At 66.1% G+C, this 24,188-nt stretch carries 23 protein-coding genes and 3 tRNA genes; 14 read left to right on the plus strand and 12 right to left on the minus strand.

All coding sequences use genetic code 11. From position 1 onward, the window contains the following. The first annotated feature begins 59 nt into the window (after positions 1-59). The 6 genes from SY26_RS03555 to SY26_RS03580 all read left to right on the plus strand — a co-directional run bounded on the left by SY26_RS03555 (position 60) and on the right by SY26_RS03580 (position 6,448). A complete protein-coding gene (locus SY26_RS03555; protein ID WP_369799390.1) occupies positions 60-1,325 on the plus strand; it encodes a Zn-dependent hydrolase in 1,266 nt (421 codons plus the stop codon). A gap of 69 nt (positions 1,326-1,394) precedes the next feature. Next, positions 1,395-2,846, plus strand: coding sequence for a dihydropyrimidinase (gene hydA, locus SY26_RS03560; RefSeq protein WP_045999274.1), 1,452 nt, complete (start codon positions 1,395-1,397; stop codon positions 2,844-2,846). A gap of 1 nt (position 2,847) precedes the next feature. Beyond that, positions 2,848-3,621 (plus strand): ABC transporter ATP-binding protein, encoded by a 774-nt coding sequence (locus SY26_RS03565; protein ID WP_045999275.1) that lies wholly within the window; start codon positions 2,848-2,850, stop codon positions 3,619-3,621. A gap of 19 nt (positions 3,622-3,640) precedes the next feature. Next, complete coding sequence (locus SY26_RS03570) at positions 3,641-4,483, plus strand: ABC transporter permease (protein WP_232303270.1); 843 nt, start codon at positions 3,641-3,643, stop codon at positions 4,481-4,483. Continuing rightward, positions 4,480-5,412, plus strand: a complete 933-nt coding sequence (locus tag SY26_RS03575; protein WP_084693663.1) for an ABC transporter permease — start codon at positions 4,480-4,482, stop codon at positions 5,410-5,412. Before SY26_RS03570 ends, SY26_RS03575 begins: the two co-directional genes overlap by 4 nt. Positions 5,413-5,464: 52 nt before the next feature. After that, positions 5,465-6,448: an ABC transporter substrate-binding protein gene (locus SY26_RS03580; RefSeq protein WP_045999277.1), complete on the plus strand. Its 984-nt coding sequence runs from the start codon at positions 5,465-5,467 to the stop codon at positions 6,446-6,448. Positions 6,449-6,482: 34 nt separating this feature from the next. On the opposite strand, the gene SY26_RS03585 is transcribed toward SY26_RS03580, so the two are convergent. After that, a complete protein-coding gene (locus tag SY26_RS03585) occupies positions 6,483-9,593 on the minus strand; it encodes an efflux RND transporter permease subunit (RefSeq protein ID WP_045999278.1) in 3,111 nt (1,036 codons plus the stop codon). Continuing rightward, positions 9,590-10,741, minus strand: coding sequence for an efflux RND transporter periplasmic adaptor subunit (locus SY26_RS03590; RefSeq protein ID WP_052715106.1), 1,152 nt, complete (start codon positions 10,739-10,741; stop codon positions 9,590-9,592). Before SY26_RS03590 ends, SY26_RS03585 begins: the two co-directional genes overlap by 4 nt. 399 nt (positions 10,742-11,140) lie before the next feature. On the opposite strand from SY26_RS03590, the gene SY26_RS03595 reads away from it, so the two are divergent. From SY26_RS03595 to SY26_RS22010, 3 genes are all read left to right on the plus strand, one after another. Beyond that, positions 11,141-11,494, plus strand: coding sequence for a hypothetical protein (locus tag SY26_RS03595; RefSeq protein ID WP_052715107.1), 354 nt, complete (start codon positions 11,141-11,143; stop codon positions 11,492-11,494). A 91-nt stretch (positions 11,495-11,585) separates the two neighbouring features. After that, a complete protein-coding gene (locus SY26_RS03600; protein ID WP_084693664.1) occupies positions 11,586-12,128 on the plus strand; it encodes a CAP domain-containing protein in 543 nt (180 codons plus the stop codon). A gap of 310 nt (positions 12,129-12,438) precedes the next feature. Continuing rightward, the gene (locus SY26_RS22010) at positions 12,439-12,567 is read left to right on the plus strand and encodes a hypothetical protein (RefSeq protein WP_255352761.1); all 129 of its coding nucleotides are present in this window, start codon (positions 12,439-12,441) and stop codon (positions 12,565-12,567) included. 265 nt (positions 12,568-12,832) lie between these two features. On the opposite strand, the gene SY26_RS03605 is transcribed toward SY26_RS22010, so the two are convergent. The 4 genes from SY26_RS03605 to SY26_RS03620 form a co-directional block, all read right to left on the minus strand. Next, positions 12,833-15,097, minus strand: a complete 2,265-nt coding sequence (locus SY26_RS03605; RefSeq protein ID WP_045999279.1) for an adenosylcobalamin-dependent ribonucleoside-diphosphate reductase — start codon at positions 15,095-15,097, stop codon at positions 12,833-12,835. Between the two features lie 94 nt (positions 15,098-15,191). Continuing rightward, entirely contained in the window at positions 15,192-16,025 is an 834-nt protein-coding gene (locus SY26_RS03610) for a 1-acyl-sn-glycerol-3-phosphate acyltransferase (RefSeq protein WP_045999280.1), read from the minus strand. After that, positions 16,022-16,747 (minus strand): GNAT family N-acetyltransferase, encoded by a 726-nt coding sequence (locus SY26_RS03615; RefSeq protein ID WP_045999653.1) that lies wholly within the window; start codon positions 16,745-16,747, stop codon positions 16,022-16,024. Before SY26_RS03615 ends, SY26_RS03610 begins: the two co-directional genes overlap by 4 nt. Before the next feature lie 187 nt (positions 16,748-16,934). Then, positions 16,935-17,114: a DUF3553 domain-containing protein gene (locus SY26_RS03620; RefSeq protein WP_042249936.1), complete on the minus strand. Its 180-nt coding sequence runs from the start codon at positions 17,112-17,114 to the stop codon at positions 16,935-16,937. Positions 17,115-17,156: 42 nt separating this feature from the next. Here SY26_RS03620 and SY26_RS03625 point away from each other — a divergent pair, with 42 nt between their 5' ends. Beyond that, complete coding sequence (locus SY26_RS03625; RefSeq protein WP_045980844.1) at positions 17,157-17,780, plus strand: histidine phosphotransferase family protein; 624 nt, start codon at positions 17,157-17,159, stop codon at positions 17,778-17,780. Here the strand turns inward: SY26_RS03625 and SY26_RS03630 are convergent. The 5 genes from SY26_RS03630 to SY26_RS03650 form a co-directional block, all read right to left on the minus strand. Further along, the gene (locus SY26_RS03630; protein WP_369799395.1) at positions 17,777-19,033 is read right to left on the minus strand and encodes a glutamate-5-semialdehyde dehydrogenase; all 1,257 of its coding nucleotides are present in this window, start codon (positions 19,031-19,033) and stop codon (positions 17,777-17,779) included. The genes SY26_RS03625 and SY26_RS03630 overlap by 4 nt on opposite strands. 77 nt (positions 19,034-19,110) lie before the next feature. Then, positions 19,111-19,187, minus strand: a tRNA-Asp gene (locus SY26_RS03635). Positions 19,188-19,215: 28 nt separating this feature from the next. Continuing rightward, positions 19,216-19,292 (minus strand) — tRNA-Asp (locus SY26_RS03640). Positions 19,293-19,486: 194 nt separating this feature from the next. Next, complete coding sequence (locus SY26_RS19785) at positions 19,487-20,041, minus strand: PRC-barrel domain-containing protein (protein ID WP_052715108.1); 555 nt, start codon at positions 20,039-20,041, stop codon at positions 19,487-19,489. A 115-nt stretch (positions 20,042-20,156) separates the two neighbouring features. Beyond that, entirely contained in the window at positions 20,157-21,263 is a 1,107-nt protein-coding gene (locus tag SY26_RS03650; protein ID WP_045999282.1) for an anhydro-N-acetylmuramic acid kinase, read from the minus strand. A 57-nt stretch (positions 21,264-21,320) separates the two neighbouring features. Between SY26_RS03650 and tyrS the strand changes: the two genes are divergently transcribed. From tyrS to SY26_RS20945, 4 genes are all read left to right on the plus strand, one after another. After that, positions 21,321-22,562 carry a tyrosine--tRNA ligase gene (tyrS, locus tag SY26_RS03655; RefSeq protein ID WP_045999283.1) on the plus strand — a complete coding sequence of 414 codons (1,242 nt, stop codon included), beginning with the start codon at positions 21,321-21,323 and terminating at the stop codon, positions 22,560-22,562. 121 nt (positions 22,563-22,683) lie between these two features. Next, positions 22,684-22,836: a hypothetical protein gene (locus tag SY26_RS20940; RefSeq protein ID WP_157001283.1), complete on the plus strand. Its 153-nt coding sequence runs from the start codon at positions 22,684-22,686 to the stop codon at positions 22,834-22,836. A gap of 208 nt (positions 22,837-23,044) precedes the next feature. Beyond that, positions 23,045-23,239: a hypothetical protein gene (locus SY26_RS03660; RefSeq protein WP_045999284.1), complete on the plus strand. Its 195-nt coding sequence runs from the start codon at positions 23,045-23,047 to the stop codon at positions 23,237-23,239. A gap of 162 nt (positions 23,240-23,401) precedes the next feature. Beyond that, on the plus strand, positions 23,402-23,992 hold the full coding sequence (locus SY26_RS20945) for a hypothetical protein (RefSeq protein ID WP_157020397.1): 591 nt from the start codon (positions 23,402-23,404) through the stop codon (positions 23,990-23,992). An 88-nt stretch (positions 23,993-24,080) separates the two neighbouring features. On the opposite strand, the gene SY26_RS03670 is transcribed toward SY26_RS20945, so the two are convergent. After that, positions 24,081-24,157, minus strand: a tRNA-Pro gene (locus tag SY26_RS03670). Positions 24,158-24,188: the final 31 nt, after the last annotated feature.

The following is a 24,188-nucleotide window of genomic DNA, read 5'->3' on the forward strand; positions in this document are numbered from 1 at the left end:
CCAAACCCATCCAGCCGACCCCGCGACAGAATGGGGCGGCCCGACAGGAAGGACTGCGAATGAGCGACGCAAGTGGCGTGATGACGGCTGCGAACATGACCGTCGATGGCGACAGGCTGTGGGACAGTCTGGACCAGATGGCCCAGATCGGCCCCGGCATCGCGGGCGGCTGCAACCGCCAGACCCTGACCGATGCCGATGCCGAGGGACGTAGCCTTTTCCAGCGCTGGTGCGAAGAAGCCGGCATGACGATGGGCATCGACCGGATGGGCAGCATGTTCATGCGCCATGAGGGGGCCGAGCCCGATCTGGACCCCGTCTATATCGGCAGCCACCTGGACACGCAGCCGACCGGCGGGCGCTATGACGGGGTGCTGGGCGTCCTTGCCGGGCTGGAGGTGATCCGGTCGATCCGGGACCTGGGCATCCGCACGCGCCGCCCCGTCGTGGTGACGAACTGGACCAACGAGGAAGGCGCGCGTTTCGCGCCCGCCATGTTGGCGTCGGGCGTCTTTGCGGGCGTCTTGACCGAGGATTACGCCAACAGCCGTCAGGATGCCGATGGCAAGCGTTTCGGCGACGAGTTGGACAGGATCGGCTGGCGCGGAACCGAAGCGCCGGGCGACCGCAAGATCCACGCGATGTTCGAACTGCATATCGAACAGGGCCCGATCCTTGAGGCAGAGGGCAAGCAGATCGGCGTGGTCACCCATGGCCAGGGGCTGTGGTGGCTGCAGGTGACGCTGACCGGCAAGGATGCCCATACGGGCAGCACGCCCATGGCGATGCGCGTGAATGCGGGCCTTGGCATGGCGCGGATCATAGAGGCGGTGCATCGCATCGCGATGGACCACCAGCCGGATGCGGTCGGCGCCGTCGGCCAAGCCAACCTTTTTCCGAATAGCCGCAATGTCATTCCGGGAAAGGCGGTGTTCTGCATCGATTTCCGGTCGCCCGATCTGGAGAAGCTGACGTCGATGCGGTCGAGGTTGGAAGCGGAGGCCGCTGAGATCGCCGCGGAACTGGGGCTGGGGATCGAGATCGAGCCGGTTGGGCATTTCGACCCGGTGACCTTTGATCCCGACCTGGTCGGGAAGGTGCGCGGCGCGGCCGAGAAGCTGGGATATAGCCACATGGATGTCGTGTCGGGCGCGGGGCATGACGCCTGCTGGATTGCCAAGGTTGCGCCGACAGTGATGATCATGTGCCCCTGCGAAGGCGGGCTGAGCCACAACGAGGCCGAGGCGATCACGCCGGACTGGGCGCGTGCGGGATGCGACGTGCTGCTGCACGCGGTGCTGGACGCAGCCGAGATCGTCCGCTGACGCGGACCGTGGCCGGGGGTTTCACCCCCGGACCCCCAGGGTATTTGGACAAAGAAGAAGAGGGATGCCATGAGCACGGTCATCAGGGGCGGAACCATCGTCACGGCGGATCTGAGCTATCAGGCCGACGTGCTGATCGAGGGGGGGCGTATTGCCGCGATCGGTCAGGGGCTGGTCGGTGACACCGTCCTAGACGCGGGCGGCTGCCTGATCATGCCGGGCGGGATCGACCCGCACACGCATCTGGAGATGCCCTTCATGGGCACCTATTCGGCCGACGATTTCGAGAGCGGGACGCGGGCGGCATTGGCGGGCGGCACCACGATGGTCGTGGATTTCGCGCTGCCGTCGCCGGGCCAAGGACTGCTGGATGCGCTGCAAATGTGGGACAACAAATCCGGGCGCGCGCATTGCGATTACAGCTATCACATGGCGGTCACGTGGTGGGGCCAGCAGGTGTTCGACGAGATGCAGGCGGTCGTGGACCGCGGCATCACCAGCTTCAAGCATTTCATGGCCTACAAGGGCGCGCTGATGGTGAATGACGACGAGTTGTTCGCGTCGTTTCGTCGGGTGGGCGATCTGGGCGGCGTGGCGATGGTCCATGCCGAGAACGGCGATGTCGTGGCAGAACTGTCCGCGCGTCTGCTTGCCGAGGGGAACACCGGCCCCGAGGCCCACGCCTATTCCCGCCCGCCCCAGGTCGAGGGCGAGGCCACGAACCGCGCGATCATGGTGGCCGACATGGCGGGTGTGCCGCTGTATGTGGTCCATGTCAGCTGCGAGGACAGCCATGAGGCGATCCGCCGGGCGCGCGCCCAAGGCAAGCGGGTCTGGGGCGAGCCGCTGATCCAGCACCTGACGCTGGACGAATCCGAGTATTTCAACGCGGATTGGGATCATGCCGCACGCCGGGTCATGTCGCCGCCCTTCCGCAACAAGCAGCACCAGGACAGCCTGTGGGCCGGTCTGCAGTCGGGCAGCCTGTCGGTCGTGGCGACCGACCATTGCGCCTTCACAACCGATCAGAAACGCACCGGCATAGGCGATTTCACCAAGATTCCGAACGGCACCGGGGGCCTTGAGGATCGGATGCCGATGCTGTGGACGCATGGGGTTGGCACGGGGCGGCTGACGCCGAACGAGTTCGTGGCCGTCACCTCGACCAACATCGCCAAGATCCTGGGGATGTATCCGAAAAAGGGCGCGGTCCTGGTCGGCAGCGACGCGGACCTGGTGGTCTGGGACCCCGAGGCGACCAAGACGATCACTGCCGGTGCTCAGCAATCCGCGATCGATTACAACGTGTTCGAGGGACAGACCGCCAAGGGCCTGCCGCGGTTCACCCTGACCCGCGGCGTCGTTGCCGTGACCGAGGGCAAGGTCGACAGCCGCGAGGGGCACGGCGAATTCGTGGCCCGCGAGCCGCGCGGTCAGGTGAACCGCGCGCTGTCCGCTTGGAAGGACCTGACCGCGCCGCGCCCGGTCCAGCGCGGCGGCATTCCCGCAAGCGGGGTGTGACTTGACCGTCATCGAGGCAAGCGGCGTCAGCCTGACCTTCCAGACCGCCGACGGGCCGGTGCACGCCCTCAAGGACGTGGACCTGTCCATCGCGCCCGGCGAATTCGTCAGCTTCATCGGGCCGTCGGGATGCGGCAAGACCACGTTCCTGCGCAGCATCGCCGCGCTGGAGACGCCCACCGACGGCACCCTGCGCGTCAACGGGATGGAGCCGGACGCGGCCCGACGGGCGCGCGCCTATGGGTACGTGTTCCAGGCACCGGGGCTTTATCCGTGGCGGACGATCGCGGGGAACATCTCTCTGCCGCTGGAGATCATGGGGTTTTCAATGGCTGATCGCGCGGAACGCATCGCCCGGGTCATGGACCTGGTCGAACTGTCGGGCTTTGGCGGCAAGTTTCCGTGGCAGCTGTCGGGCGGCATGCAGCAGCGCGCCAGCATCGCCCGCGCGCTGGCCTTCGACGCCGACATCCTGCTGATGGACGAACCCTTCGGCGCCTTGGACGAGATCGTGCGCGACCGCCTGAACGAGGCGCTGCTGGCCCTGTGGCGCAAGACCGGCAAGACCATCGGCTTTGTCACGCATTCGATCCCCGAGGCGGTCTATCTGTCGACCAAGATCGTCGTCATGTCGCCGCGTCCGGGCCGCATCACCCGCGTGATTGAAAGCACCCTGCCCCCGGACCGTCCGCTGGACATCCGCGACACCCCCGAATTCATCGCCTTGGCCCATGAGGTCCGCGAGGGGCTGCGGGACGGGCACAGCCATGACTAGGGGACGGCTTGTGCCCGTGATGACGGTGCTGCTGGCCATCGTCGCCGTCTGGTACCTGGCCGCGATCCGCATGAACGCCCAGTGGGAGCGTGACCAGGCCGCCCGGGCCGAGGTGACGCTGACCCTGCCCGACCTTGTCGCGCGAACCCTGGTTCAGGAACGCCCCGTGCTGCCCGCCCCCCACCAGGTGGCCGTCGGCCTGTGGGAGGGGCTGGCCGGTCAGGCCATCACCTCGCGCCGCAGCTTGGTCTGGCATGCCTGGGTGACCCTGTCCGCGACGCTGGCAGGCTTTGCCATCGGTACCGGCGCGGGCATCCTGCTGGCAGTCGGCATCGTCCACAGCCGTAGCATGGACCAGTCGGTCATGCCCTGGGCCGTGGCCAGCCAGACCGTGCCGATCCTGGCCATCGCGCCAATGGTCATCGTGGTCCTGTCCAGCATGGGTGTCACGGGCCTTTTGCCCAAGGCGATCATCGCCGCATGGCTGTCGTTCTTTCCGGTATTGGTCGGCATGGTCAAAGGCCTGCGCACCCCCGATGCGATGCAGCTGGACCAGATGCGCAGCTGGAGCGCCAGCAACGCCCAGGTCTTCTGGCGGCTGCGGCTGCCGTCGTCGCTGCCCTACCTGTTCGCCAGCCTCAAGGTCGCGATCGCCGCGGCGCTGGTCGGCACCATCGTCGGCGAACTGCCCGCCGGGGCGACCGCGGGCCTGGGCGCGCGCCTGCTGTCAGGCAGCTATTACGGCCAGACCGTCCAGATCTGGTCGGCGCTGTTCGTCGCGGCCCTGCTGGCCGCGGCCCTTGTGGCCATCGTCGGATGGCTGGAGCGACGCACCCTCAGCCGCATGGGGTTGGCACGATGACAGAGCTGCGCCTTGGTCGGACCTATTGGTTCCTGCAGAACATCCAGGCGGTCGCGGGGGGCATCGTCGCCCTGGTCGCCGCACATTGGCTGGCGCCGACGGCTGCGCCGCTGGTGGCGGTGTGGCTGATCGCGTGGCTGTTCAACGCGTGGCTGGCCGGGTTCGACACGCCCGTGACGCGCGCCGTCGTGCCGATCATCTTTGGCGGCACGATCATCCTGCTGTGGGAGATGGCGGTCCGCGCCTATGCGATCCCGACCGTGATCCTGCCCGCACCCAGCCAGATCGCGGCCAGTTTCGCTGCCAATACCGGCATTCTGTGGACCGATTTCATCCAGACGATCCTCAAGGGGGCGCTGACCGGCTGGTTGATCGGGGCGGCAGCGGCGGTCCTCACCTCCATCGCCATCGACCGCAGCCCCTTCCTGCAGCGCGGGCTGCTGCCCATCGGCAATTTCGTCGCCGCCCTGCCCATCGTCGGCATCGCCCCAATCCTGGTGATGTGGTTCGGATTCGACTGGCAATCCAAGGCCGCGGTCGTGGTGGTGATGGTCTTCTTCCCGATCCTGGTGAACATGGTTGCGGGCCTGCGCGCCACCGACGCGATGCAGCGCGACCTGATGGCCAGCTGGGCCGCCCCCTATGGCGCTGCGCTGTGGAAGCTGCGTCTGCCCGCCGCGATGCCTTTTCTGTTCAACGGGTTGAAGATCACCACCACGCTGGCCCTGATCGGGGCGATCGTTGCCGAATTCTTCGGCAGCCCGACGCGCGGCATGGGTTTCCGCATCTCGACCGCGGTGGGGCGTCTGGACCTGCCGCTGGTCTGGGCCGAAATTGTCGTGGCGGCGCTGGCGGGAACGCTGTTCTATGGCATCGTTGCGCTGATCGAAAAGAAGGTGACGTTCTGGCACCCGTCGCAGCGCAACTAACCGGGGCCGCATCCCCATCCGGGGCGGATCCCACCAACAGGAGAGACGGGAAATGACACGACTGATGACCGGGGCCGCGGCCCTTGCGCTGATGGCCGGAGGGGCGCAGGCGGGCGATCTGACACTGCAGCTGAAATGGGTCACGCAGGCCCAGTTCGCGGGCTATTACGTCGCGCAGGAAAAGGGTTTCTATGAGGAAGAGGGCGTCAACCTGACCATCCTGCCGGGCGGTCCTGACATCGCCCCGACCCAGGTCCTGGCCGGCGGCGGCGCGGACGTGATCGTCGAATGGATGCCGGCGGCGCTGGCGGCGCGGGAAAAGGGCCTGCCGATGGTGAACATTGCCCAGCCCTTCAAGGCGTCGGGCATGATGCTGACCTGTCTGAAGGAAAGCGGCATCAGCGATCCGGCGACCGATTTCGCGGGCAAGACCCTGGGCGTCTGGTTCGCGGGCAACGAATATCCGTTCCTGTCCTGGATGAACACGCTTGGCCTGTCGACCGAGGGCGGCCCCGAGGGTGTGACCGTGCTGAAGCAGGGCTTCAACGTCGACCCTCTGCTGCAGAAACAGGCGGCCTGCATCAGCACGATGACCTACAACGAGTACTGGCAGGTGATCGACGCCGGCATCGCCGAGAACGACCTGGTGACCTTCAAGTACGAGGATCAGGGCGTGGCCACCCTGGAAGATGGCCTCTATGTGCTGGAGGAGACGCTGGAGGACAGCGAGAAGGTGACCGACCTGGTGGGCTTTGTCCGCGCCAGCATGCGCGGCTGGCAATACGCGGCCGAGAACCCCGAGGAGGCCGCCCAGATCGTCCTGGACAACGACGAGACCGGCGCCCAGACCCTGGAGCATCAGACCCGCATGATGACCGAGATCGCCAAGCTGCTGGAAGGTTCGGACGGCACCCTGGCCGAGGCTGATTACCAGCGCACCGTCGATATCCTGCTGTCGGGCGGGTCCGACCCGGTGATCCAGGCCGCCCCGGAAGGGGCGTGGGTGTCGACCATCACCGACCGCGCCTTCGACTGAACGACGGTCGGGCCGCCCCATCGGGCGGCCCGCCTTATTCCGCGGGCTGCGCCGCCGTGCGTCGCGCCTGCCTGCGAACGCGCCTGCGTCCGTCCCATGCCAACAGCGTCGGCGTCAGGATCAGCGTGACCGCCGTTGCAACTACCAGGCCCCCTGCGATCCCCGTCGACAGCTGGATCCAGAACTGGCCCGAAGGCGCACCCAGGAACAGGTCGCGGCCGGTGAAATCGATGGTCATGCCCAGCACCATCGGCACCAGGCCAATGACCGTCGTGCCGGCCGTCAACAGCACCGGACGCACCCGTTCCGATGCCGCACGCCGCGCCGCGCGGTCCGGGTCGTCGCCGGCCCCGCGATATTCGTTGTAGGCGTCGATCAGCACGATGTTGTTGTTCACTACGACGCCCGCCAGTGCCATGATGCCGATGCCGCTCATCACGATCGAGAACGCTTCCTGCCGGACCATCAGCCCAAGGAACACCCCCGAGATCGAGAACACGATCGCCGTCAGCACCAGCAGCGCCTGATAAAAGCTGTTCATCTGGATCAGCAGGATGGTGAACATCAGAAAGATCGCCGCGACGAACGCCCCCATCAGGAAGGTCATCGCCTCCTGCTGGTCCTCGATCTCTCCTCCGAACGTGACCTCGACGTCGTCGGGCAGATCGGCCTGGTCGATGCTGGCCTGGATGAGCGCCAGCTCGGCCTGCAGCGTGGCGCCCGGGGCCAGATCCGCGGTCAGGGTCTGAGTCTCTCTCGCGGCGATGCGGGTGATGGCGGAGGGTGCCGGCGCCGGGAGCATCTGCACCATGTTGGAGATGGGCACCTGCGCGCCAGACGGACCGGCGACGCGCAATGACGACAGGTTCTCCAGATTGCGCTGATCGGACGGATAGCGCAGGGCGATGTCGACCTCGTCATCGGCGAAATCGGGCAGGTAGGTGCCCAGGTTCACCCCCGTCGTCAGCAGCTGGACCGCGGTGCCGATGGTGTTCATGTCGATGCCGAAGCGCGCCGATTCCTCTCGGTCGACGACCAGCCGGATCTCGGGGTTGGGTCGGGGCGTGTCGTTGGCGATGTCAACGAAGCGGCCCTGTGCCTGCATCAGCTGTTCGATCTTGGCCGACGCCTGCTGCAGCGCCGGGCGGTTGGAGGCCGATATCTCGATCTGGACCGGGCGGGACGCACCGGGCCCGGATGCCGCGGCCTCGATCTGGATGCCTAGGCCCGGCACCTCCGCCGTGGCGGCGCGCAGCTGGTCGATCACCTCGGTCGAGGGGGCGCGGGTGCGCCAGTCGGTGAACTCGACCTGGATCTGGCCGATCACGTCGCTGGACAGGCTGGAGCGGACACGCTCCTCGACGCTGCCGATGGTGCGGGAATAGACGCGCTCGATGCCCTCGAAACCCAGGACCTGTTCCTCGATCAGGCGCACCAGTCGGTCGCTCTCCTGGACGGAGAGGTTGCCGTTCGCGGTGATCTGGACCTGCGCGCGTTCGGCGTCGGTCTCGGGAAAGAACTCGACCCCGCGGTTCATGTGCGAATAGGCATAGAGGATCACCAGCACCGTCAGGATCGACAGCCCCAACGTGGCGCCGGGCCGCGCGATGGTCCAGATCGACAGGCGCGCCATCGCGCCGGACGTGTCGTCGGCATCGGGTTCGGGCGGCAACGCCTGCCCCCCGCCCACGACGCTGCCCGTCACCGGCACGAAGACCAGCGCCATCAGCAGCGACATCAGCAGCGTGGCGATCATCGTGGCGGGCAGATAGAACATGAACTGCCCGGCCAGCCCCGGCCAGAACAGCAGCGGAAAGAACACCGCCAGCGTGGTCGCGGTGGACGAGGTGATCGGCCAGGCCATCCGCTGCGCCGCCAGCAGATAGGCCTCGGCCTTGCCATGACCCTTGGCGATCAGGCGTTCGCCCATCTCGACCACCACGATGGCGCCGTCGACCAGCATGCCGACCACCAGGATCAGCGCGAACAGCACGATCACGTTCAGCGTGAAGCCAAGGGCCCAGATGATCAGGATGCCGCCCAGGAACGATCCCGGGATGGCCACCGCCACCAGCAGCGATGCGCGCAGACCCAGAAACAGCACCGTGACCAGCATCACCAGCACCACCGCCGCGATCACGTTGTTCTGCAGGTCCGACAAAAGGGTGCGCATCTCCTTGGACTGGTCGTTCATGAAGACGACGCCGACCTGTTCGGGCCAGTCGGCGCGGGTCTGCGCCACCACGTCGCGGACCGCGGCGACGGTGTCGATCACGTTCGCGCCCACCGTCTTGCGCACGTCGATGGCGAGGGCGGGCTGTCCGTCGATGCGGGCAAAGCTGACCGGATCTTTAAAGGTCTGACGCACCTCGGCCACGTCCTGGACGCGCAGCACGGTGGCCCCGTCGACCAGCACCGGGATCGACATGATCTCGTCCAGACGGACGACGGTGCCGGGGATCGACACCCCGATGCGGCCGGCCCCGGTGTCGAAGGACCCCGCCGCGATCAGCTGGTTGTTGGCCTGGATCGCCTGCGACAGTTGCCCCGGAGAGATGCCATAGGTCTCCAGCGCCAGCGGATCGATCAGGATCTCCAGCTGGTCCTCGCGCTCTCCGGTCAGGTCGGCCTGCAGGACGCCGCTGACGGTCTCGATCTCGTCGCTCAACGCGCGGCCAAGGCGGATCAGCTCGCGTTCCGGGACGGGGCCTGACAGCGCCACCGTCAGGATGGGGAACAGCGCCATGTCGATCTCGCGCACGAAGGGACCGTCGGCCTCGGGCGGAATGTCCGGGCCCGCGTCATCGACCGCATCCTTGACCGACTGCAACGCCTGCGCCTGATCGAAGCCGGGGCGGAATTCCAGCGTGACCGAGGCGAAACCCTCGCTGGCCACGGTTTCCATCCGCCGCAGCCCCTCCAGCGCATTCACCTGTCGCTCGATGGGTTCGGCCAGCAGGGTGGCGGCATCCTCGGCGCTGACGCCGCTATAGGTGACGTTCACGATGAAGATCGGGATGTCGACCTCGGGCATCGATTCCTTGGGGATGGTGACATAGGCCGTGAAGCCCGCCAACAGCAGGCCCACCATCACCATCATCACCGTGCGGGCGCGGGAAAAGCCCGCCGCGATGATCCCGTTCATGGTCTGGCCACGGCGTCAGATGCCTGGGCCGTGCCCAGCAGCGCCGCCGCATCGGTCGCCCCGTCGCCCACGACATCGCGATACGGTTCGGGCGTGTCGCTGACACGGGCCTGCTGCCCGTCGCTCAGCGCGCCCTGAGAGATGGTGACGACCCGCGCGCGGTCCTCCAGCCCGGTGACCCAAATCGCCTCGGCGCGGGCCTGCACGATCTGGACCGGCGCGAAACGCAGGGTCTGGCCGTCTTCGGCCACAACGAACACGCCGATCCGACCGGCGTCATCCAGCCGGATCAGCGCCGGCGACAGCCGGTGCGCGCGCACCGCGTCCATCGCCAGCGATATCTGCGCGCTGAGGCCCGCGGGCACGGCATTGTCGGGGTTTGGAACCTCGACCTCGACGCGGAAGGTGCGCGTCTCGGCCGTGGCGACCGGCGCGATGAAGCGCACGCGGCCCTCGGCCTCGCGGCCGCCCTGGAACACGACCTGTGCGGACTGGCCAAGCGCAACCGAGGTGATCTCGGACTGGCGGACCTCGATCTGGGCGATCAGGGGATCGTTGCGCACGATCTCAAGGACCTCTCCGCCGGCATCCACAAAGCTGCCCAGTTCGGCCATGACGTTGCTGACGGTGCCGCTGATCGGGGCGGTCAGACGGGTGTTCTGCAGTTCCAGCTGGGCCGCGCGCAGTTCGGCACGGGCCGATTCCAGCTGTGCGAAGCGCGACTGCAGCTCCGCCTCCGAGGTCACGCCCCGTTCCCGCAGCTGCCGCGCGGCGTCATAGTCGCGCTCGGCCGACCCCACGGCCGCCTCGGCGCGCGCCACGCCGGCTTCGCGGTCGTCTGCTGACAGCAGCGCCAATTGCTCGCCCTGTTCCGCGACGTGGCCCTGGCGCACGACCTCCTCGACAATGCCCGCTGTTCGCGCGCGCAGGATCGACGTCTGGTCCGGGACGACATTCCCGAACAGCACCGTCCGTGGCACAATCTCCTCGGCGACGGACATGCTGGCCGCGACATGGGGAACCGCCACCTCGACCGGGGCGGCTTCGGCGGGGGGTTCACGGTTCAGCATGCCGCCGCCGATCCAGAAGGTCAGAAAGCCCAGGATCGCCAGAAAGGCGAGCGTCGAGGAGGACAGATACCGCGTCATCGTCAATCCATGTCAGGGGCCCCGCCCCGGCCATGGCACCGGGCGGTCTTGTCATCCTAGATGGTTTCTTGGGACGCGCAGGTCAACAGTCGTGACCCTTGTCCCCTGCGTCAAGGCGTCCGCCCTGGCCGAGACCCATGCCCGCCCCCGCGCGTTCCCCTGCCGGAACCACAGCCAGAGAGGAACGATGACGTGATGCGCCGCAGCGATCCTGATCGCCTTGGCCCACCCTGCCTGGGCGGGCTGACCAGCAGTAAACAACGAACGGACCGGCGCGCAATTGCCGCGTGATCGACCGGTCGCCACCGGACGAGGGCAGTTGGGCGGATATCTCCTGCCCCAACGTCGCCGGATAGTCCTATCTGCTGCGCCCGACGGACGGCCGCGAGGCAGTGACCTATGGCCATTGCCGACGGGCCGCCGGGCATGCCGACATTCGGTGCCTTCAACCATGCGTGGCCTACCGTGGAATGGCGCATAGCGCAGGTCGGCGGTCGACCCGTTCCCGTCGCGGCAATCCAGTGCTTTCACCTGGCTAATGGCGATGGCGGGCGGTGCATGCAGATCCTGGTCGTCTTCAAGGTCGGTCAGCCGGATGACCGCGCCGCATGCATGATGGGCTACGTGTCCGCACATGATGGTGCCGCGGCGAACCGACGCGCCCGCCGGATCGCCGATAGCGCCGCGACCCATGATTGCGTCCATGACCGCCCGGTGGTGGAGCCGTCTGCCGCCCAAGTTCCGCCGCGCTGACGGTTTCGGCCAAGGTCTGCACAAAACAGGTGACAGGGCATGCCTTATGCGTGTCAAATAGCACATAATGCAATCATGACGGGAGCTCCTGATGTCGGCATCTGGTCCCTACGGTCGTTGCGGGGTGCTGATCTTGGCGCTGCTGACGGCTGCCTGTGCGTCGGCCCCGACCGGCCCGGCATCGACGATTGACGTCCAAGCCTCGGCGCCCGGTCCTGCCACCTGCCCTGCCACGACGGCGGACCAGCAGGCGGCCGGGGTGCGGGCGACCAACGCGCTCCGGCAGCGATCCGGCCTGCCCCCGGTGCAGGCGAACGATCTGCTGGCACGCGCCGCGGCACGGCATGCCTGCGACATGGCGCAACGCGGCCGCATGACCCATGCGGGCAGCCGCAGCTCTGGCCCGTCGCAGCGGGTCAAGGCGCTTGGCTATGCGCCCACCGTCACGGCAGAAAACATCGCCGCGGGGCCGTTCGGCCTGGATCGGGTTCTGGCGGAATGGAACGCCTCTGCGGGCCATGTCTCGAACATCATGATCCCGCAGGTCAGCAACTTCGGCATCGGGCAGGCTCTTGGCGCGGATGGGCGCACGCGTTACTGGGCGGCGGTTTATGCGGCGCCGCGCGGCAGATAGGGGCAATGCCTGTCCTGACCGGAAAGACAGGTTAGCAAATTGAACAAATGACCTATATAAGGCTTCGATAGTATCGGAGTCAGTATCATGTTTCGCCTGTCCCTCTGCGCCATCCTGGCGCTGTCCGCCTGCGCCGCCCCGAAAGACCCCTGCGCCGATCTGTGCATGAGCGCCTTCGTCGAGTACGAGCCAGGCTTCGAGCCTTGATCGCCCCGAAACGGCGGTGATGCCGCCGACGTGTCTATCCTTTTTCCTGCAATGGCGTATCGTTTCCACCCGCCGGTCCCCGGCGGCTATTGGAGAGACGAACATGGCCAAGGGCATGGACAAACGCAAACGCGACGAAAAGAAGCCGAAGAAGCAGAAGCCCAAGACGAACGCTTCGGCGCCCAGCACCAAGGATGTCGTCTCGGCGGCCGTTGCTGCCAAGGGCAAATGACCATCGCGGTGAGGCAGCGCGTCTGACGGTGTCGGTGGCTGATCATAAACGCGCGTGACGCATTGGCATGCTCGTGATGCGGCATGTGGATCAGCGGAGCTGCACCCATCTCCGGTGGTCCATGTTCGCCGACCCCTGCCCCCTCATAGCGCCTCATCCCGCGACGATATCAATCGCCAGACGCGTAGGGCTGTGCCGATCATGAACAAAAGGCGGCCCAGATGGACCGCCTTTTTTCTTATGATCGCTTGGGGACCGCTTTAGATCATCCGCATTTGGAATGGCCGCAGCTGGGGCAGGTCATGCAGCCCTCGACCATGCGCATCCCGTATTGACCGCAGCTGGAGCAGGCGGGGCCGCGCGGCGCTTCGCCCACGGCCATCACTTCGGCCTGCGGGTCGGACTTGAGGCCCAGCCCTTCGCCCGCCAGGAAGCCCGTCTCGATCAGGTGGCGTTCGATCACGCCACCGATGGCCGCCAGGATCGAGGGAACATAGCGGCCCTGCATCCAGGCCCCGCCGCGCGGATCGAAGACCGCCTTCAGCTCCTCGACCACGAAGGACACGTCGCCCCCGCGGCGGAACACGGCCGAGACCATGCGCGTCAGCGCAACCGTCCAGGCATAATGCTCCATGTTCTTGGAGTTGATGAAGATCTCGAACGGGCGGCGGTGGTTGCCGTGGATGATGTCGTTGATCGTGATGTAGATGGCGTGCTCCGACCCCGGCCATTTCAACTTGTATGTCGCACCTTCCAGCGCCGCGGGACGGTCCAGCGGCTCGGTCAGATAGACGACATCCGCGCCCTTGTCGGCCTCCGGCGCCTTTTCGGTCGTCTCGCTGACGGACAGCACCGAGCCGGTCACATCGTTCGGACGATAGGTGGTGCAGCCTTTGCAGCCCAGATCCCAGGCCGCCATGTAGACGTCCTTGAACGCCTCGAAGCTGATGTCCTCGGGGCAGTTGATGGTCTTCGAGATCGAGCTGTCGACCCATTCCTGCGCCGCGGCCTGCATGGCGACGTGGTCCTTGGGCGCCAGCGTCTGTGCGTTCACGAAGTAATCGGGCAGCGCCGCGTCGCCCTTCAGGTCGCGCCACATCTGCACTGCGTAATCGACGACCTCCTCCTCGGTCCGCGAGCCGTCCTTCTGCAGGACCTTGCGCTTGTAGGCATAGGCGAAGACCGGCTCGATCCCCGACGACACGTTGCCCGCATAGAGGCTGATCGTGCCCGTCGGCGCGATCGAGGTCAGCAGGGCATTGCGGATGCCGTGCTTGGCAATCGCGTCGCGGACGTCGGCGTCCATCTTGGACATGAAGCCCGAGACCAGGTATTTCTTGGCGTCGAACAGCGGGAAGGCGCCCTTCTCTTTGGCCAGGTCGACGGATGCCAGATAGGCAGACCGCGCGATGGCCTTCATCCAGACGCGGGTCTGCGCGACCGCGTCATCGGCGCCGTAGCGCAGGCCCAGCATCAGCAGCGCGTCCGCCAGACCGGTCACGCCCAGACCGATGCGACGCTTGTTGCGGGCCTCCTCGGCCTGCGCGTCCAGCGGGAATTTCGATGCGTCGACCACGTTGTCCATCATCCGGACCGCCGTGCGGACCAGATCGTCCAGGCCTTCGGGGTCCAGTTCGGCCGTCTCGGTGAACGGATTCTTGACGAGACGGGCCAGGTTGATCGAGCCCAGCAGGCAGGCGCCATAGGGCGGCAGGGGCTGCTCGCCGCAGGGATTGGTGGCCGCGATCGTCTCGACATAGGACAGGTTGTTGGCCTTGTTGATCCGGTCGATGAAGATCACGCCCGGCTCGGCGAAATCATAGGTCGCCTTCATGATCCGGTTCCACAGGTCCAGCGCCTGGACGGTGCTGTAGACCCGACCCTCGAACTTCAGGTCCCAGGGCGCATCGGCGCGCACGGCATCCATGAAATCGTCGGTGATCAGCACCGACAGGTTGAACATGCGCAGGCGCGCGCTGTCCTGCTTGGCCACGATGAACTGTTCCACGTCCGGGTGGTCGCAGCGCATCGTCGCCATCATCGCGCCACGGCGCGAGCCGGCCGACATGATCGTGCGGCACATCGCATCCCAGACATCCATGAAGGACAGCGGACCCGACGCATCGGCCGCCACGCCCTTGACCACCGCGCCCCGCGGGCGGATCGTGCTGAAGTCGTAACCGATGCCGCCGCCCTGCTGCATGGTCAGTGCGGCCTCCTTCAGCATGTCGAAGATGCCGCCCATGCTGTCGGGGATGGTGCCCATGACGAAGCAGTTGAACAGCGTAACCGACCGGCCCGTTCCGGCACCGGCCAGGATGCGGCCCGCGGGCAGGTACTTGAAGTCCTCCAGCGCGGAATAGAACTTGTCCTCCCACTTGGCCGGGTCGCTTTCCACGCGCGCCAGGTCACGCGCGACGCGACGCCAGCTGTCCTCGACCGACCCGTCGACGGCCTGCCCCTCGGAATCCTTCATCCGGTACTTCATGTCCCAGATCTGTTCTGCGATGGGGGCGGCAAAGCGGGTCATACGCTCATTCCTTGGTGGTTTGTTCAGGGTTGGACACCAGATATAGCGTCAAAACGCGGCTGGCAAGGTCTTGACAGGGGTCGGCCCGACGGTTTCAGGCCGGTGTGGCAAGACCGCGAAAATCGGCTTCTATCGCAGAATAGCATAATGCCGAAAGGGTCTTGCGGTCGTTTCCGGCGACGGGAATCGGGGGGTGCAGCCGGACGGTCACATGCCCGTGGCGTCTTGCCGCAAGAATCGACAGCAGGTGCGGCCCCAGATCCATATCCGCCCACCAGCCATAGAATCGCGGGTCCTGCCCCGGCGGCGCGTGATAGACGGCACTGATCGGCTGGATCGCCAGACCGGCGGGCAGGTCGTCGGCCAGAAACCCCTGGAACAGGGTCGGCTTGAACGGCAGGACGCGGCGTCCGTCACTGGACGTGCCTTCGGGAAAGAACAGCAGGCGATGCCCGGCGCGGATGCGTTCGGCAAATTCCAGCGCCTGCGCGCGGGCCAGTTTCGGATCGCGTGTCACGAAATGCGTGTCGGTCACGCGCGTCAGGACGTTGATGCCGGGCCAGCGGGCGACCTCGGCCTTGCTAACGAAGAAGACCGGCAAGGCGGCGTTCAGCGTCAGGATATCCAGCCAACTGGAATGGTTCGCCACGACCGCGCCGGGGCCTCGCAGGGGCGTCCCCTCGCGACGCCAGCTCAGACCGATACAGGCCAGGACCAGGCGGCAGACGATCTGGACATGCGGTCCGGTCCAGGGGCGGCGGCGGCCATGCACCAGTCGCTCGATCCCGCGCAGCGGCAGGATCAGCAGCACGCCCAGCATCAGCACCAGAACCGCCGGCACGCCGCGGCGGATCACCCGCAGCCAGTCGCGCAGCCCGCGCGGGGGGGCCGGCACAGGCGGTTCGGCATCGCGCCAGGTCGGGCTCATGTCGGCTGCCAGCGGCTTTCGTAGAACTGCTTGTGCTTGGCGGACATCGCGCCCGTATCCATCAGCAGGAACACGTCGGTCGTGTTGAAGGCACGGTCGATGAACGCCCCCTCGCCCACCAGACCGCCAAGGCGCAGATAGGCCTTGATCAGCGCAGGCATTCCGACCAGCGCCTCGCGCCGGTCCAGGCGGTCGGGGGCGATCAGGTCCATGGTCTGGAACCCGTCGGGCCGCGCGCGGGGCCGCAGGTCCGGCGGGGCCAGGTGATGGTGGTGCAGCCAGGACAGCGACGGTGCCAGCAGCGTCGGGTCTGTGCCGTGAAAGCTGGCCACGCCGAACAGGATCTGGATGCCGTGGTCCAGCACATAGTCGGCCAGCGCGTTCCACATCAGGAACATCGCCGCCCCGCCCCGGTGATCGGGATCGACACAGGACCGCCCCAGTTCCAGCAGCGGTCGGCCGCTGTCGCGCAGCGGGGCCAGGTCGTATTCGCCGTCGCAGTAGAACCGCCCGAAATCGGCCGCCACATCGCTGCGCAGCAGGCGATAGACGCCGACCACGTGATCCAGCGCCTCCGCGTCGCGGCGCGTGTCGATCAGGCACAGGTGGTCGACGACGGGGTCGAACTCGTCCCGTTCCAGCCGGGCGTCGTGATCGACCAGCGGGCCGGTACCGCCCAGCTCCTCGACGAATACGCGATAGCGCAGGCGCTGCGCGGCCATCAGGTCGCGGGGCGTCGTGGCAAGGCGGATCTGGAAAAAGGCGGGGTCGGCGCGGTTCACGATGGCCTCGGTGCTTGGGCTGCGGCCTGTCTAGGAAAGCCGCGCGACCAATGCAACACGTGCGGCCCAAGTTCCGCTTGCATCGCGCAACCTTCAGTTGCATCGTCGCGCAAGCAATATCAGGAGTTTACATGTCGCCCATGCGCAGGATCTGCAACGCCACGCGGCGTCCGTCGATGACCTGCTTGCCGGCCTCGGTAAAGTTCACGGTGATGCGGTCGCCGATCCGGGACTGGACCTGCCCCTCGCCCCATTCGGGCGCGCCGGGATGACGTACGATCATGCCGGGTTCCAGGATATCGTTCACCGCGAAAACTCCATTTCTCTGCACTTTGGAAGGTAATCATAGATGACGGTCGATACAACGCGGATCGCTGCGGGCGATCTGGCCGCACTGCTGGGATCGCGGCTGTGCCATGATCTGGTGTCGCCCCTGGGGGCCATCGGCAACGGGGTCGAGCTGCTGGAGATGTCGCCCGATTTTCCGGGCCTGGCCCAATCTCCCGAACTGCGCCTGATCTCCGAAGCGGTGGGCGCGGCACGCGCGCGCATCCAGGCCTATCGCATGGCGTTCGGCATGGCGCAGGGCGAACAGCGGATCGGCCTGGCCGAGTTGCGCCGTCTGCTGGACGGGATCGCCGCACAGGGCCGCCTGACAATCACCCTGGACGCCGCAGGCGATTTCGCGCGGCCCGAGATCCGCATGCTGGTGCTGGCGGTGATGTGCATGGAAAGCGCGATGCCCTGGGGCGGCCGGGTGATCGTGCTGCGTGACGGTCCGCAATGGCGGCTGGTCGCGGAATGCGACCGCAGCAAGGTCGACCCGACCCTGTGGGGCTGGCTGGACGGCCCGCAACCCCGCACCCTGGCCCCGTCCGAGGTGCATTTCGCCCTGCTGGCCGAGGCGGCCCGGGCCGAGAACCGCCCCCTGCGCCATGAATTCGACGACACCGGGGGCGAGATCGCGTTCTAGGCGCGGACCGTCCCGTCGCCCGTGACCAGATATTTGAAGCTGGTCAACTGTTCCGCCCCCACCGGCCCGCGGGCATGCATCTTGCCCGTGGCGATGCCGATCTCGGCGCCCATGCCGAACTCTCCGCCATCGGCGAACTGGGTCGAGGCGTTCCGCATCAGGATCGCGCTGTCCAACCCGGCAAAGAACCGTTCGGCGGTCGCGTCATCCTCGGTCAGGATCGATTCGGTGTGCTGGCTGCCATGGCGGCGGATATGGGCGATGGCCTCCTCGACCCCGTCCACCAGCTTCGCGGCGATGATCATGTCCAGGAACTCGCGCCCGAAATCGTCGGGCTTGGCCGGCACGGTGCCGGGGATGCGCGCCAGATCGCCATCGGCACGCACCTCGACCCCCGCCTCCAGCAGGTCGCGGATCAGGACGTCGCCATGGCGGTCATGGAACGCCCTGTCGATCAGCAGGCATTCGGCCGACCCGCAGACACCGGTGCGCCGCGTCTTGGCATTCAGCACCACGCGCCGCGCCTTTTCCAGATCGGCCGCAGCGTCGGCATAGATGTGACAGATCCCCTCCAGATGCGCAAAGACCGGCACGCGGGCCTGGTCCTGCACCAGCCCGACCAGCCCCTTGCCGCCGCGCGGGATGATCACGTCGATCAGCCCCTGCGCGCCCAGCATGGCGCTGACCGCCGCGCGGTCGCGCGTGGGCACCATCTGGATGGCGGTTTCCGGCAGGCCCGCCGCCCGAAGACCCTCGACCATGCAGGCATGGATCGCGCTGCTGGAATGCAGGCTTTCCGAACCGCCGCGCAAGATCACCGCATTTCCGGACTTCAACGCCAGCGCCCCCGCATCGGCGGTCACGTTCGGCCGGCTTTCATAGATGACCCCGATCACGCCGATGGGTGTGCGCACGCGGCGGATATGCAGCCCCGTGGGCCGGTCCCATTCCGCGATGACCTGCCCCACCGGATCATCCTGTTCGGCGACCTCGCGCAGGCTTTGCGCGATCGCGGCGATGCGTGCGCCGTCCAGACGCAGCCGGTCCAGCATCGCATCCGACAGCCCCTTTTCGCGCGCGAAGTCCAGATCGCGGGCGTTGGCCGCCAGGATATCAGGGGTACGGGCGGTGATGGCGTCGGCGGCGGACAGCAGGGCCATGCGTTTCGGTCCGGCTGGCGTCTGCGCCAGAACCACCGCGGCCTCTCGGGCGGCGGCGCCAAGGGCGTCGATCAGTTGCCGGGCTTGGACCATGTCCGTCATCGCTTCCTCCGATACGCAAAATCGACGCCGTCTTAGCGTGATCCTGCCGAAAAGGGGAAGGGAAGAAATGGCGCGGTTGACGGGGCTCGAACCCGCGACCCCCGGCGTGACAGGCCGGTACTCTAACCAACTGAGCTACAACCGCGCATTTCTTTCGGGCGAATGATGAGTTGTGGCGCGGTTGACGGGGCTCGAACCCGCGACCCCCGGCGTGACAGGCCGGTACTCTAACCAACTGAGCTACAACCGCCCAACTCATCCCCCGGACGATCGCCCGCCGGAGTAGGCCGGGGTTTACGCAGACCGCCGCGCGGCGTCAAGGGCGCGTTGAACGAATTTTGCCACATTCGGGCAAATCGTTGAAATGAAGGTGCAAAGAACGCGAAAGGGGCGCCCGATGGGCGCCCCGATGAACCAAGCAACTTGTAAACAAACAGGGTGGGATCAGTCGCGGACGGTTTCCATGTCGAATTCCGGCAGCGCTTCCAGTTCTTCCTGGCTGTAGTTGGTCGCCAGAACCGTGTCGTCGCCGAACATCGCCATGTTCAGGACATCACGGTCCAGCAGCACGGTGTGCGTGCCCATGCCCAAGAAGCCGCCGATGTCGGCGATGTAGCCCATGACCTGACCGTCCGGCGACATCACGATGTCGGACACAGTCGCGATCTCGTTCCAGTCACCCGGAACCGCATCGCCCGTTGCGTCGGTCCATTCGGTGGTCGACGGCTGGTTGGTCGTATAGATCGCGCGGCCCTGCAGCCACGATGCGGTGATGCCGGGATTCTCGGCCGACAGCGTCACTTCCATGTCGCTCATGTCGGTCGCCATCTGGTCAGCGGGCATCGTCTCGGCGGGCATGGCATCCGCCGGCATCGTCTCTGCGGGCATGGTCTCTGCGGGCATCGTCTCGGCCGGCATGGCGTCGGTGGCCGGGGGCGTCGTCGCGTCCTGTGCGAACACCGGAGCCGCAAATGCCAGAGCAGCAGCCGTCGTCATCATGAGGGTTTTCATTCTAGATCTCCGCATCAATTCTTTGTTTCGATGACGTCTTTTCGTCATCTTCACGGCATCAACGCGGGCATTTCAAAGACCGTTCCCTAAACATTTGTCTGATCTAGTCACGTGATCGTGGGTGACTGATCCGCCCTCCGCAGACCGGTGCCGGAACGCCCGTGGTCATCGGCCCCGATATGGGCAGCCCCCGCAGCACCCGTACCGCCAGCCAGCCGAAGGCCTGCGCCTCCAGCATGTCGCCGTTCAGACCGATCGCCTCGACCGGTCGGACGGGCACGGGCAACGTTGCTGTCAGCGCATCCATGATGGCCGTATTGTGGCGCCCCCCGCCGCAGACCAGAACCTGCGCAGGCATCGCGGGCAGCCACGCCATGCCTGCCGCAACCGATCCGGCCAGTGCCGACACCAGCGTCGCTGCCGCATCGGCATCGGACAGCGGGGCAACCGCGCGGGTCAGGCCAGCGAACTGATCGCGATCCAAGGATTTAGGGGCGGGTCGCCGGAACCACGGATCATCCAGGAACGTCGCGACGATGTCCTGATCGGCGGTGCCGCTGGCCGCCAGTGCGCCGCCTTCGTCCCGCGACTGACGGCGGCGCCGGCGCATCAGGTCGTTCAATGGCGCGTTGGCAGGCCCAGTGTCGAAGGCGACGCAGGCACCGGCGGTCTCGGGTGCGGGGGCCGTGGGGTCCACCCAGCTGATGTTGCCGACGCCGCCCAGGTTCAGGAACGCCACGGGGGCCGCGGGCAGGCACCCCTGCCCCACGGCCCAGTTCGCGCAGGCCCAATGAAAGAACGGTACCAAAGGTGCGCCCTCGCCTCCCTGACGCACATCCTCGGACCGGAAATCCCAGACCACGGGGCGATCCGTCATGCGCGCCAGCGCCGCGCCGTCACCCGCCTGATGCGTGCCGCGCCCGCGCGGATCGTGGGCCAGCGTCTGGCCGTGAAACCCGATCAGCTGCGCATCTGGAAACTGCCGTGCCAGATCGGCATGGGCTGCCTGGACCAGTTGCGCCAGCTCTGCCACCTCCGGTGCTTCGGGCCACAGGCCCAGCCCCGCATGAAGCACGGCCGATTCGTTGTCGCCGAACGCACGAAAGGCGCTGTCCCCAAAGCCGCCGATCCGCACCCCGTCGGTTTCGATCATCGCCGCGTCGACACCGTCCAGCGACGTGCCCGACATCATCCCCAAAGCCCGGATCATCGCTTTTCCTTCGCTGCTCCTGCCTGTATATCGCGCGGATACACAAGGATGAAGCCCATGACATACCAGCCCAAATCCGACTTTCTGCGCATCATGTCCGAACGCGGCTATCTGGCCGACTGCACGGACTACGCCGGGCTGGATCAGGCGCTGCTGGCGGGACCGATCACGGCCTATATCGGCTATGACGCGACGGCGGCCAGCCTGCATGTCGGGCACCTGCTGAACATCATGATGCTGCGCTGGTTCCAGAAGACCGGCAACAAGCCCCTGACCCTGATGGGCGGCGGCACGACCAAGGTCGGCGATCCGTCCTTCCGCAGCGACGAACGCCCGCTTCTGGACGATGCCGCGATCCAGGCCAATATCGACGGGATGGGCCGGGTCTTCGCCCGCTATCTGGATTACGGCCCCGACGGGGCGGTGATGCTGAACAATGCCGAATGGCTGGACGGCCTGAACTACCTGACCTTCCTGCGCGACATCGGCCGGCACTTCAGCGTCAACAGGATGCTGTCCTTCGAATCGGTCAAGTCCCGGCTGGACCGGGAACAGTCGCTGAGCTTCCTGGAATTCAACTACATGATCCTGCAGGCCTACGACTTCCTGGAGCTGAACCGCCGCCACGGCTGTGTTCTGCAGATGGGCGGGTCGGACCAGTGGGGCAACATCGTCAACGGCATCGACCTGACGCGGCGCGTGGACGACCGGCAGGTCTGGGGCCTGACCTCTCCGCTGCTGACGACCAGCGACGGGCGCAAGATGGGCAAGTCGGCGGGCGGGGCGACCTGGCTGTCGGCGGACATGCTGTCGCCCTATGAGTTCTGGCAGTTCTGGCGCAACACCACCGATGCCGATGTGGGCCGGTTCCTGAAGCTGTACACCGAACTGCCGGTGGACGAATGCGACCGCATGGGCGCGCTGCAGGGGTCCGAGATCAACGAGGCCAAGGTCCGTCTGGCCAACGAGGTGACGACCCTGTTGCACGGCGCCGATGCCGCCGCCAGCGCCGAGGCGACCGCGCGCAGCGTCTTCCAGGACGGCGGCGCGGGCGGCGATCTGGAGGTCGCGGTGCTGCCCGCCGATCAGGCGCAAGGCGTCACCATCGCGCAGGCCCTGGTCCAGTCGGGCATCGTCGCCAGCGGCAAGGAGGTCAAGCGTCTGGTGGCCGAAGGCGGCCTGCGCGCCGACAACGCGCCTGTCACCGATCCGCAGATGCCCTTGGACCAGGCCGCACTGGAGCGCGGCATCAAGATCTCGGTCGGCAAGAAAAAGCATCGGATGCTGCGCATCGGCTGAGTTGACCGCATTGCATGGCTGCCCTGCATCCGCTCTGACCTTGCGTCAGGGCGGTTTCATTTTGACTGGGCAGTCAATATCTGACGGTCACGGGAGGAAACGCCCTGATCGGAGAATGACAATGTCGAACCAGACCCAGAAGCCGCTGAGCATCGCGGACCGCAAGCGCAGCCAGCAGGCCGATGCCGCACTGGATCAGATGTACGGATACTATGCCCGCGAAGACGGCACCCGTCCCGTCGTCAGCGAACTGGACGCCCAGAAGGCCGCATAGCGTCAGCAAAATCACCGAAAGCAAGGGGCCCACGTGGCCCCTTTTTCATGTTCGGACCGCGGAAGAACCGCGGCTGCCACCCGATGCCTCAGCACGGGCTTAGTTGGGCGTCGCGGTGCGGCCCGCCATGCGGTTCTGTCACAACTTGAAACGTCAGGCTGCGGAACGGTACTGAGAGGGGCATGACAGTCGAAAAGGACACATCCCGATGATTGCGCAACCCGACGTGACGGTGCCGCCCAATATACGTCGCCTGGAGGACGGGCGGCTTGTGCTTGTCGGCGGAAATCACGGGGTCGCGCAGATGTTCGAACGCGGCAGTTCTACGGTGCCGGAGGAGCGCATCGAGATTTTCAGACGCAATCATCGCACGCGGAAGCAGTGGGCGGATGAGAACGGCTGAACCTATTCCCAATGGGTGTTTCCCGATCCGATCGTTCTGAACGCCGTCACGGCAGGGCTCGGGTATCGATCGATATTCGAACGCTCGATGCCATCTGACGCGCGGCCCAACGATCTGCTTTATCCGATCGACCATCTGTTCGGGCGGAATGATCGGCTGAGCATGACCGACAGTCACTACACTCCCGTCGCGAACATGCATCTGGCCGCCGATGTGGCTGAACGAACTTTGCATATCGATGCAAGCAAGGTTCTGGCTGATCTTACATCCAGCATGGGTCCGGAAAGAGAATACGTGGGGGACCTGGGTACACAATGCACGCCGAAAATCAGCGAGATCAGGCGTTCGCCGATGGTACACCCCCAGATCGCCTCGGCTGCCAATGGGGTTCAGGCCGGGAACATGGGAATCATGCACCTGATATCGTCCCCGAAATCGGTAACGCCGCGGACCCTAATGATCTTTGGCGACTCGTTCTTTCGGTCGCTGTTGGCAGAGTTGGCACGTTACTGGCGCAAGATCGTCTTCTGCCGCACGCCGTTCTTTCATCAGGAGATGATGGCGGCGGTCAAGCCGGACGACGTTCTGTGCGGGCTGGCGGAACGCTATTTCGCCTCCACCCGGCCCGACACCGAACGACCGCACTTTCTTGCCTATCCGCTGATGCATGGCCGAAGCACGGCTCCCGATGCGATGTTCGCCACGCTTTGGGACGAGATGATCGATGCCAACGCCTTGGCATTGAACAGATGATCGTTTGATCGCGATAGGTTCTGAGCAAAAATCGAGAGAATACCGCGTAAGCGGGCGCGCAACACACCATAAGAATCGCGGTGTTCGGTGGTCGGGGCGATAGGATTCGAACCTACGGCCTACGGTTCCCAAAACCGTCGCGCTACCAGGCTGCGCTACGCCCCGACACCCGCGCTTTAGCGCAAGGGCGCGGCGG

The organism is Paracoccus sp. 228, from assembly GCF_000967825.1.
Lineage (GTDB): Bacteria > Pseudomonadota > Alphaproteobacteria > Rhodobacterales > Rhodobacteraceae > Paracoccus > Paracoccus marcusii.

Coding starts and splice junctions, on each gene's coding strand:
- SY26_RS03605 (WP_045999279.1), bottom strand. CDS start 15,097: ATGACCCGCTTTGCCGCCCCCATCGCAGAACAGATCTGGGACATGAAG.
- SY26_RS03575 (WP_084693663.1), top strand. CDS start 4,480: ATGACAGAGCTGCGCCTTGGTCGGACCTATTGGTTCCTGCAGAACATC.
- SY26_RS03570 (WP_232303270.1), top strand. CDS start 3,641: ATGACGGTGCTGCTGGCCATCGTCGCCGTCTGGTACCTGGCCGCGATC.
- SY26_RS03630 (WP_369799395.1), bottom strand. CDS start 19,033: ATGGTCCAAGCCCGGCAACTGATCGACGCCCTTGGCGCCGCCGCCCGA.
- SY26_RS03580 (WP_045999277.1), top strand. CDS start 5,465: ATGACACGACTGATGACCGGGGCCGCGGCCCTTGCGCTGATGGCCGGA.
- SY26_RS03610 (WP_045999280.1), bottom strand. CDS start 16,025: ATGAGCCCGACCTGGCGCGATGCCGAACCGCCTGTGCCGGCCCCCCCG.
- SY26_RS03600 (WP_084693664.1), top strand. CDS start 11,586: ATGTCGGCATCTGGTCCCTACGGTCGTTGCGGGGTGCTGATCTTGGCG.
- SY26_RS03650 (WP_045999282.1), bottom strand. CDS start 21,263: ATGATCCGGGCTTTGGGGATGATGTCGGGCACGTCGCTGGACGGTGTC.
- SY26_RS20940 (WP_157001283.1), top strand. CDS start 22,684: ATGTCGAACCAGACCCAGAAGCCGCTGAGCATCGCGGACCGCAAGCGC.
- tyrS (WP_045999283.1), top strand. CDS start 21,321: ATGACATACCAGCCCAAATCCGACTTTCTGCGCATCATGTCCGAACGC.
- SY26_RS03660 (WP_045999284.1), top strand. CDS start 23,045: ATGATTGCGCAACCCGACGTGACGGTGCCGCCCAATATACGTCGCCTG.
- SY26_RS20945 (WP_157020397.1), top strand. CDS start 23,402: ATGACCGACAGTCACTACACTCCCGTCGCGAACATGCATCTGGCCGCC.
- SY26_RS22010 (WP_255352761.1), top strand. CDS start 12,439: ATGGCCAAGGGCATGGACAAACGCAAACGCGACGAAAAGAAGCCGAAG.
- SY26_RS03590 (WP_052715106.1), bottom strand. CDS start 10,741: ATGACGCGGTATCTGTCCTCCTCGACGCTCGCCTTTCTGGCGATCCTG.
- SY26_RS03555 (WP_369799390.1), top strand. CDS start 60: ATGAGCGACGCAAGTGGCGTGATGACGGCTGCGAACATGACCGTCGAT.
- SY26_RS03615 (WP_045999653.1), bottom strand. CDS start 16,747: ATGGCCGCGCAGCGCCTGCGCTATCGCGTATTCGTCGAGGAGCTGGGC.
- SY26_RS03595 (WP_052715107.1), top strand. CDS start 11,141: ATGGCCATTGCCGACGGGCCGCCGGGCATGCCGACATTCGGTGCCTTC.
- SY26_RS03625 (WP_045980844.1), top strand. CDS start 17,157: ATGACGGTCGATACAACGCGGATCGCTGCGGGCGATCTGGCCGCACTG.
- hydA (WP_045999274.1), top strand. CDS start 1,395: ATGAGCACGGTCATCAGGGGCGGAACCATCGTCACGGCGGATCTGAGC.
- SY26_RS19785 (WP_052715108.1), bottom strand. CDS start 20,041: ATGATGACGACGGCTGCTGCTCTGGCATTTGCGGCTCCGGTGTTCGCA.
- SY26_RS03585 (WP_045999278.1), bottom strand. CDS start 9,593: ATGAACGGGATCATCGCGGCGGGCTTTTCCCGCGCCCGCACGGTGATG.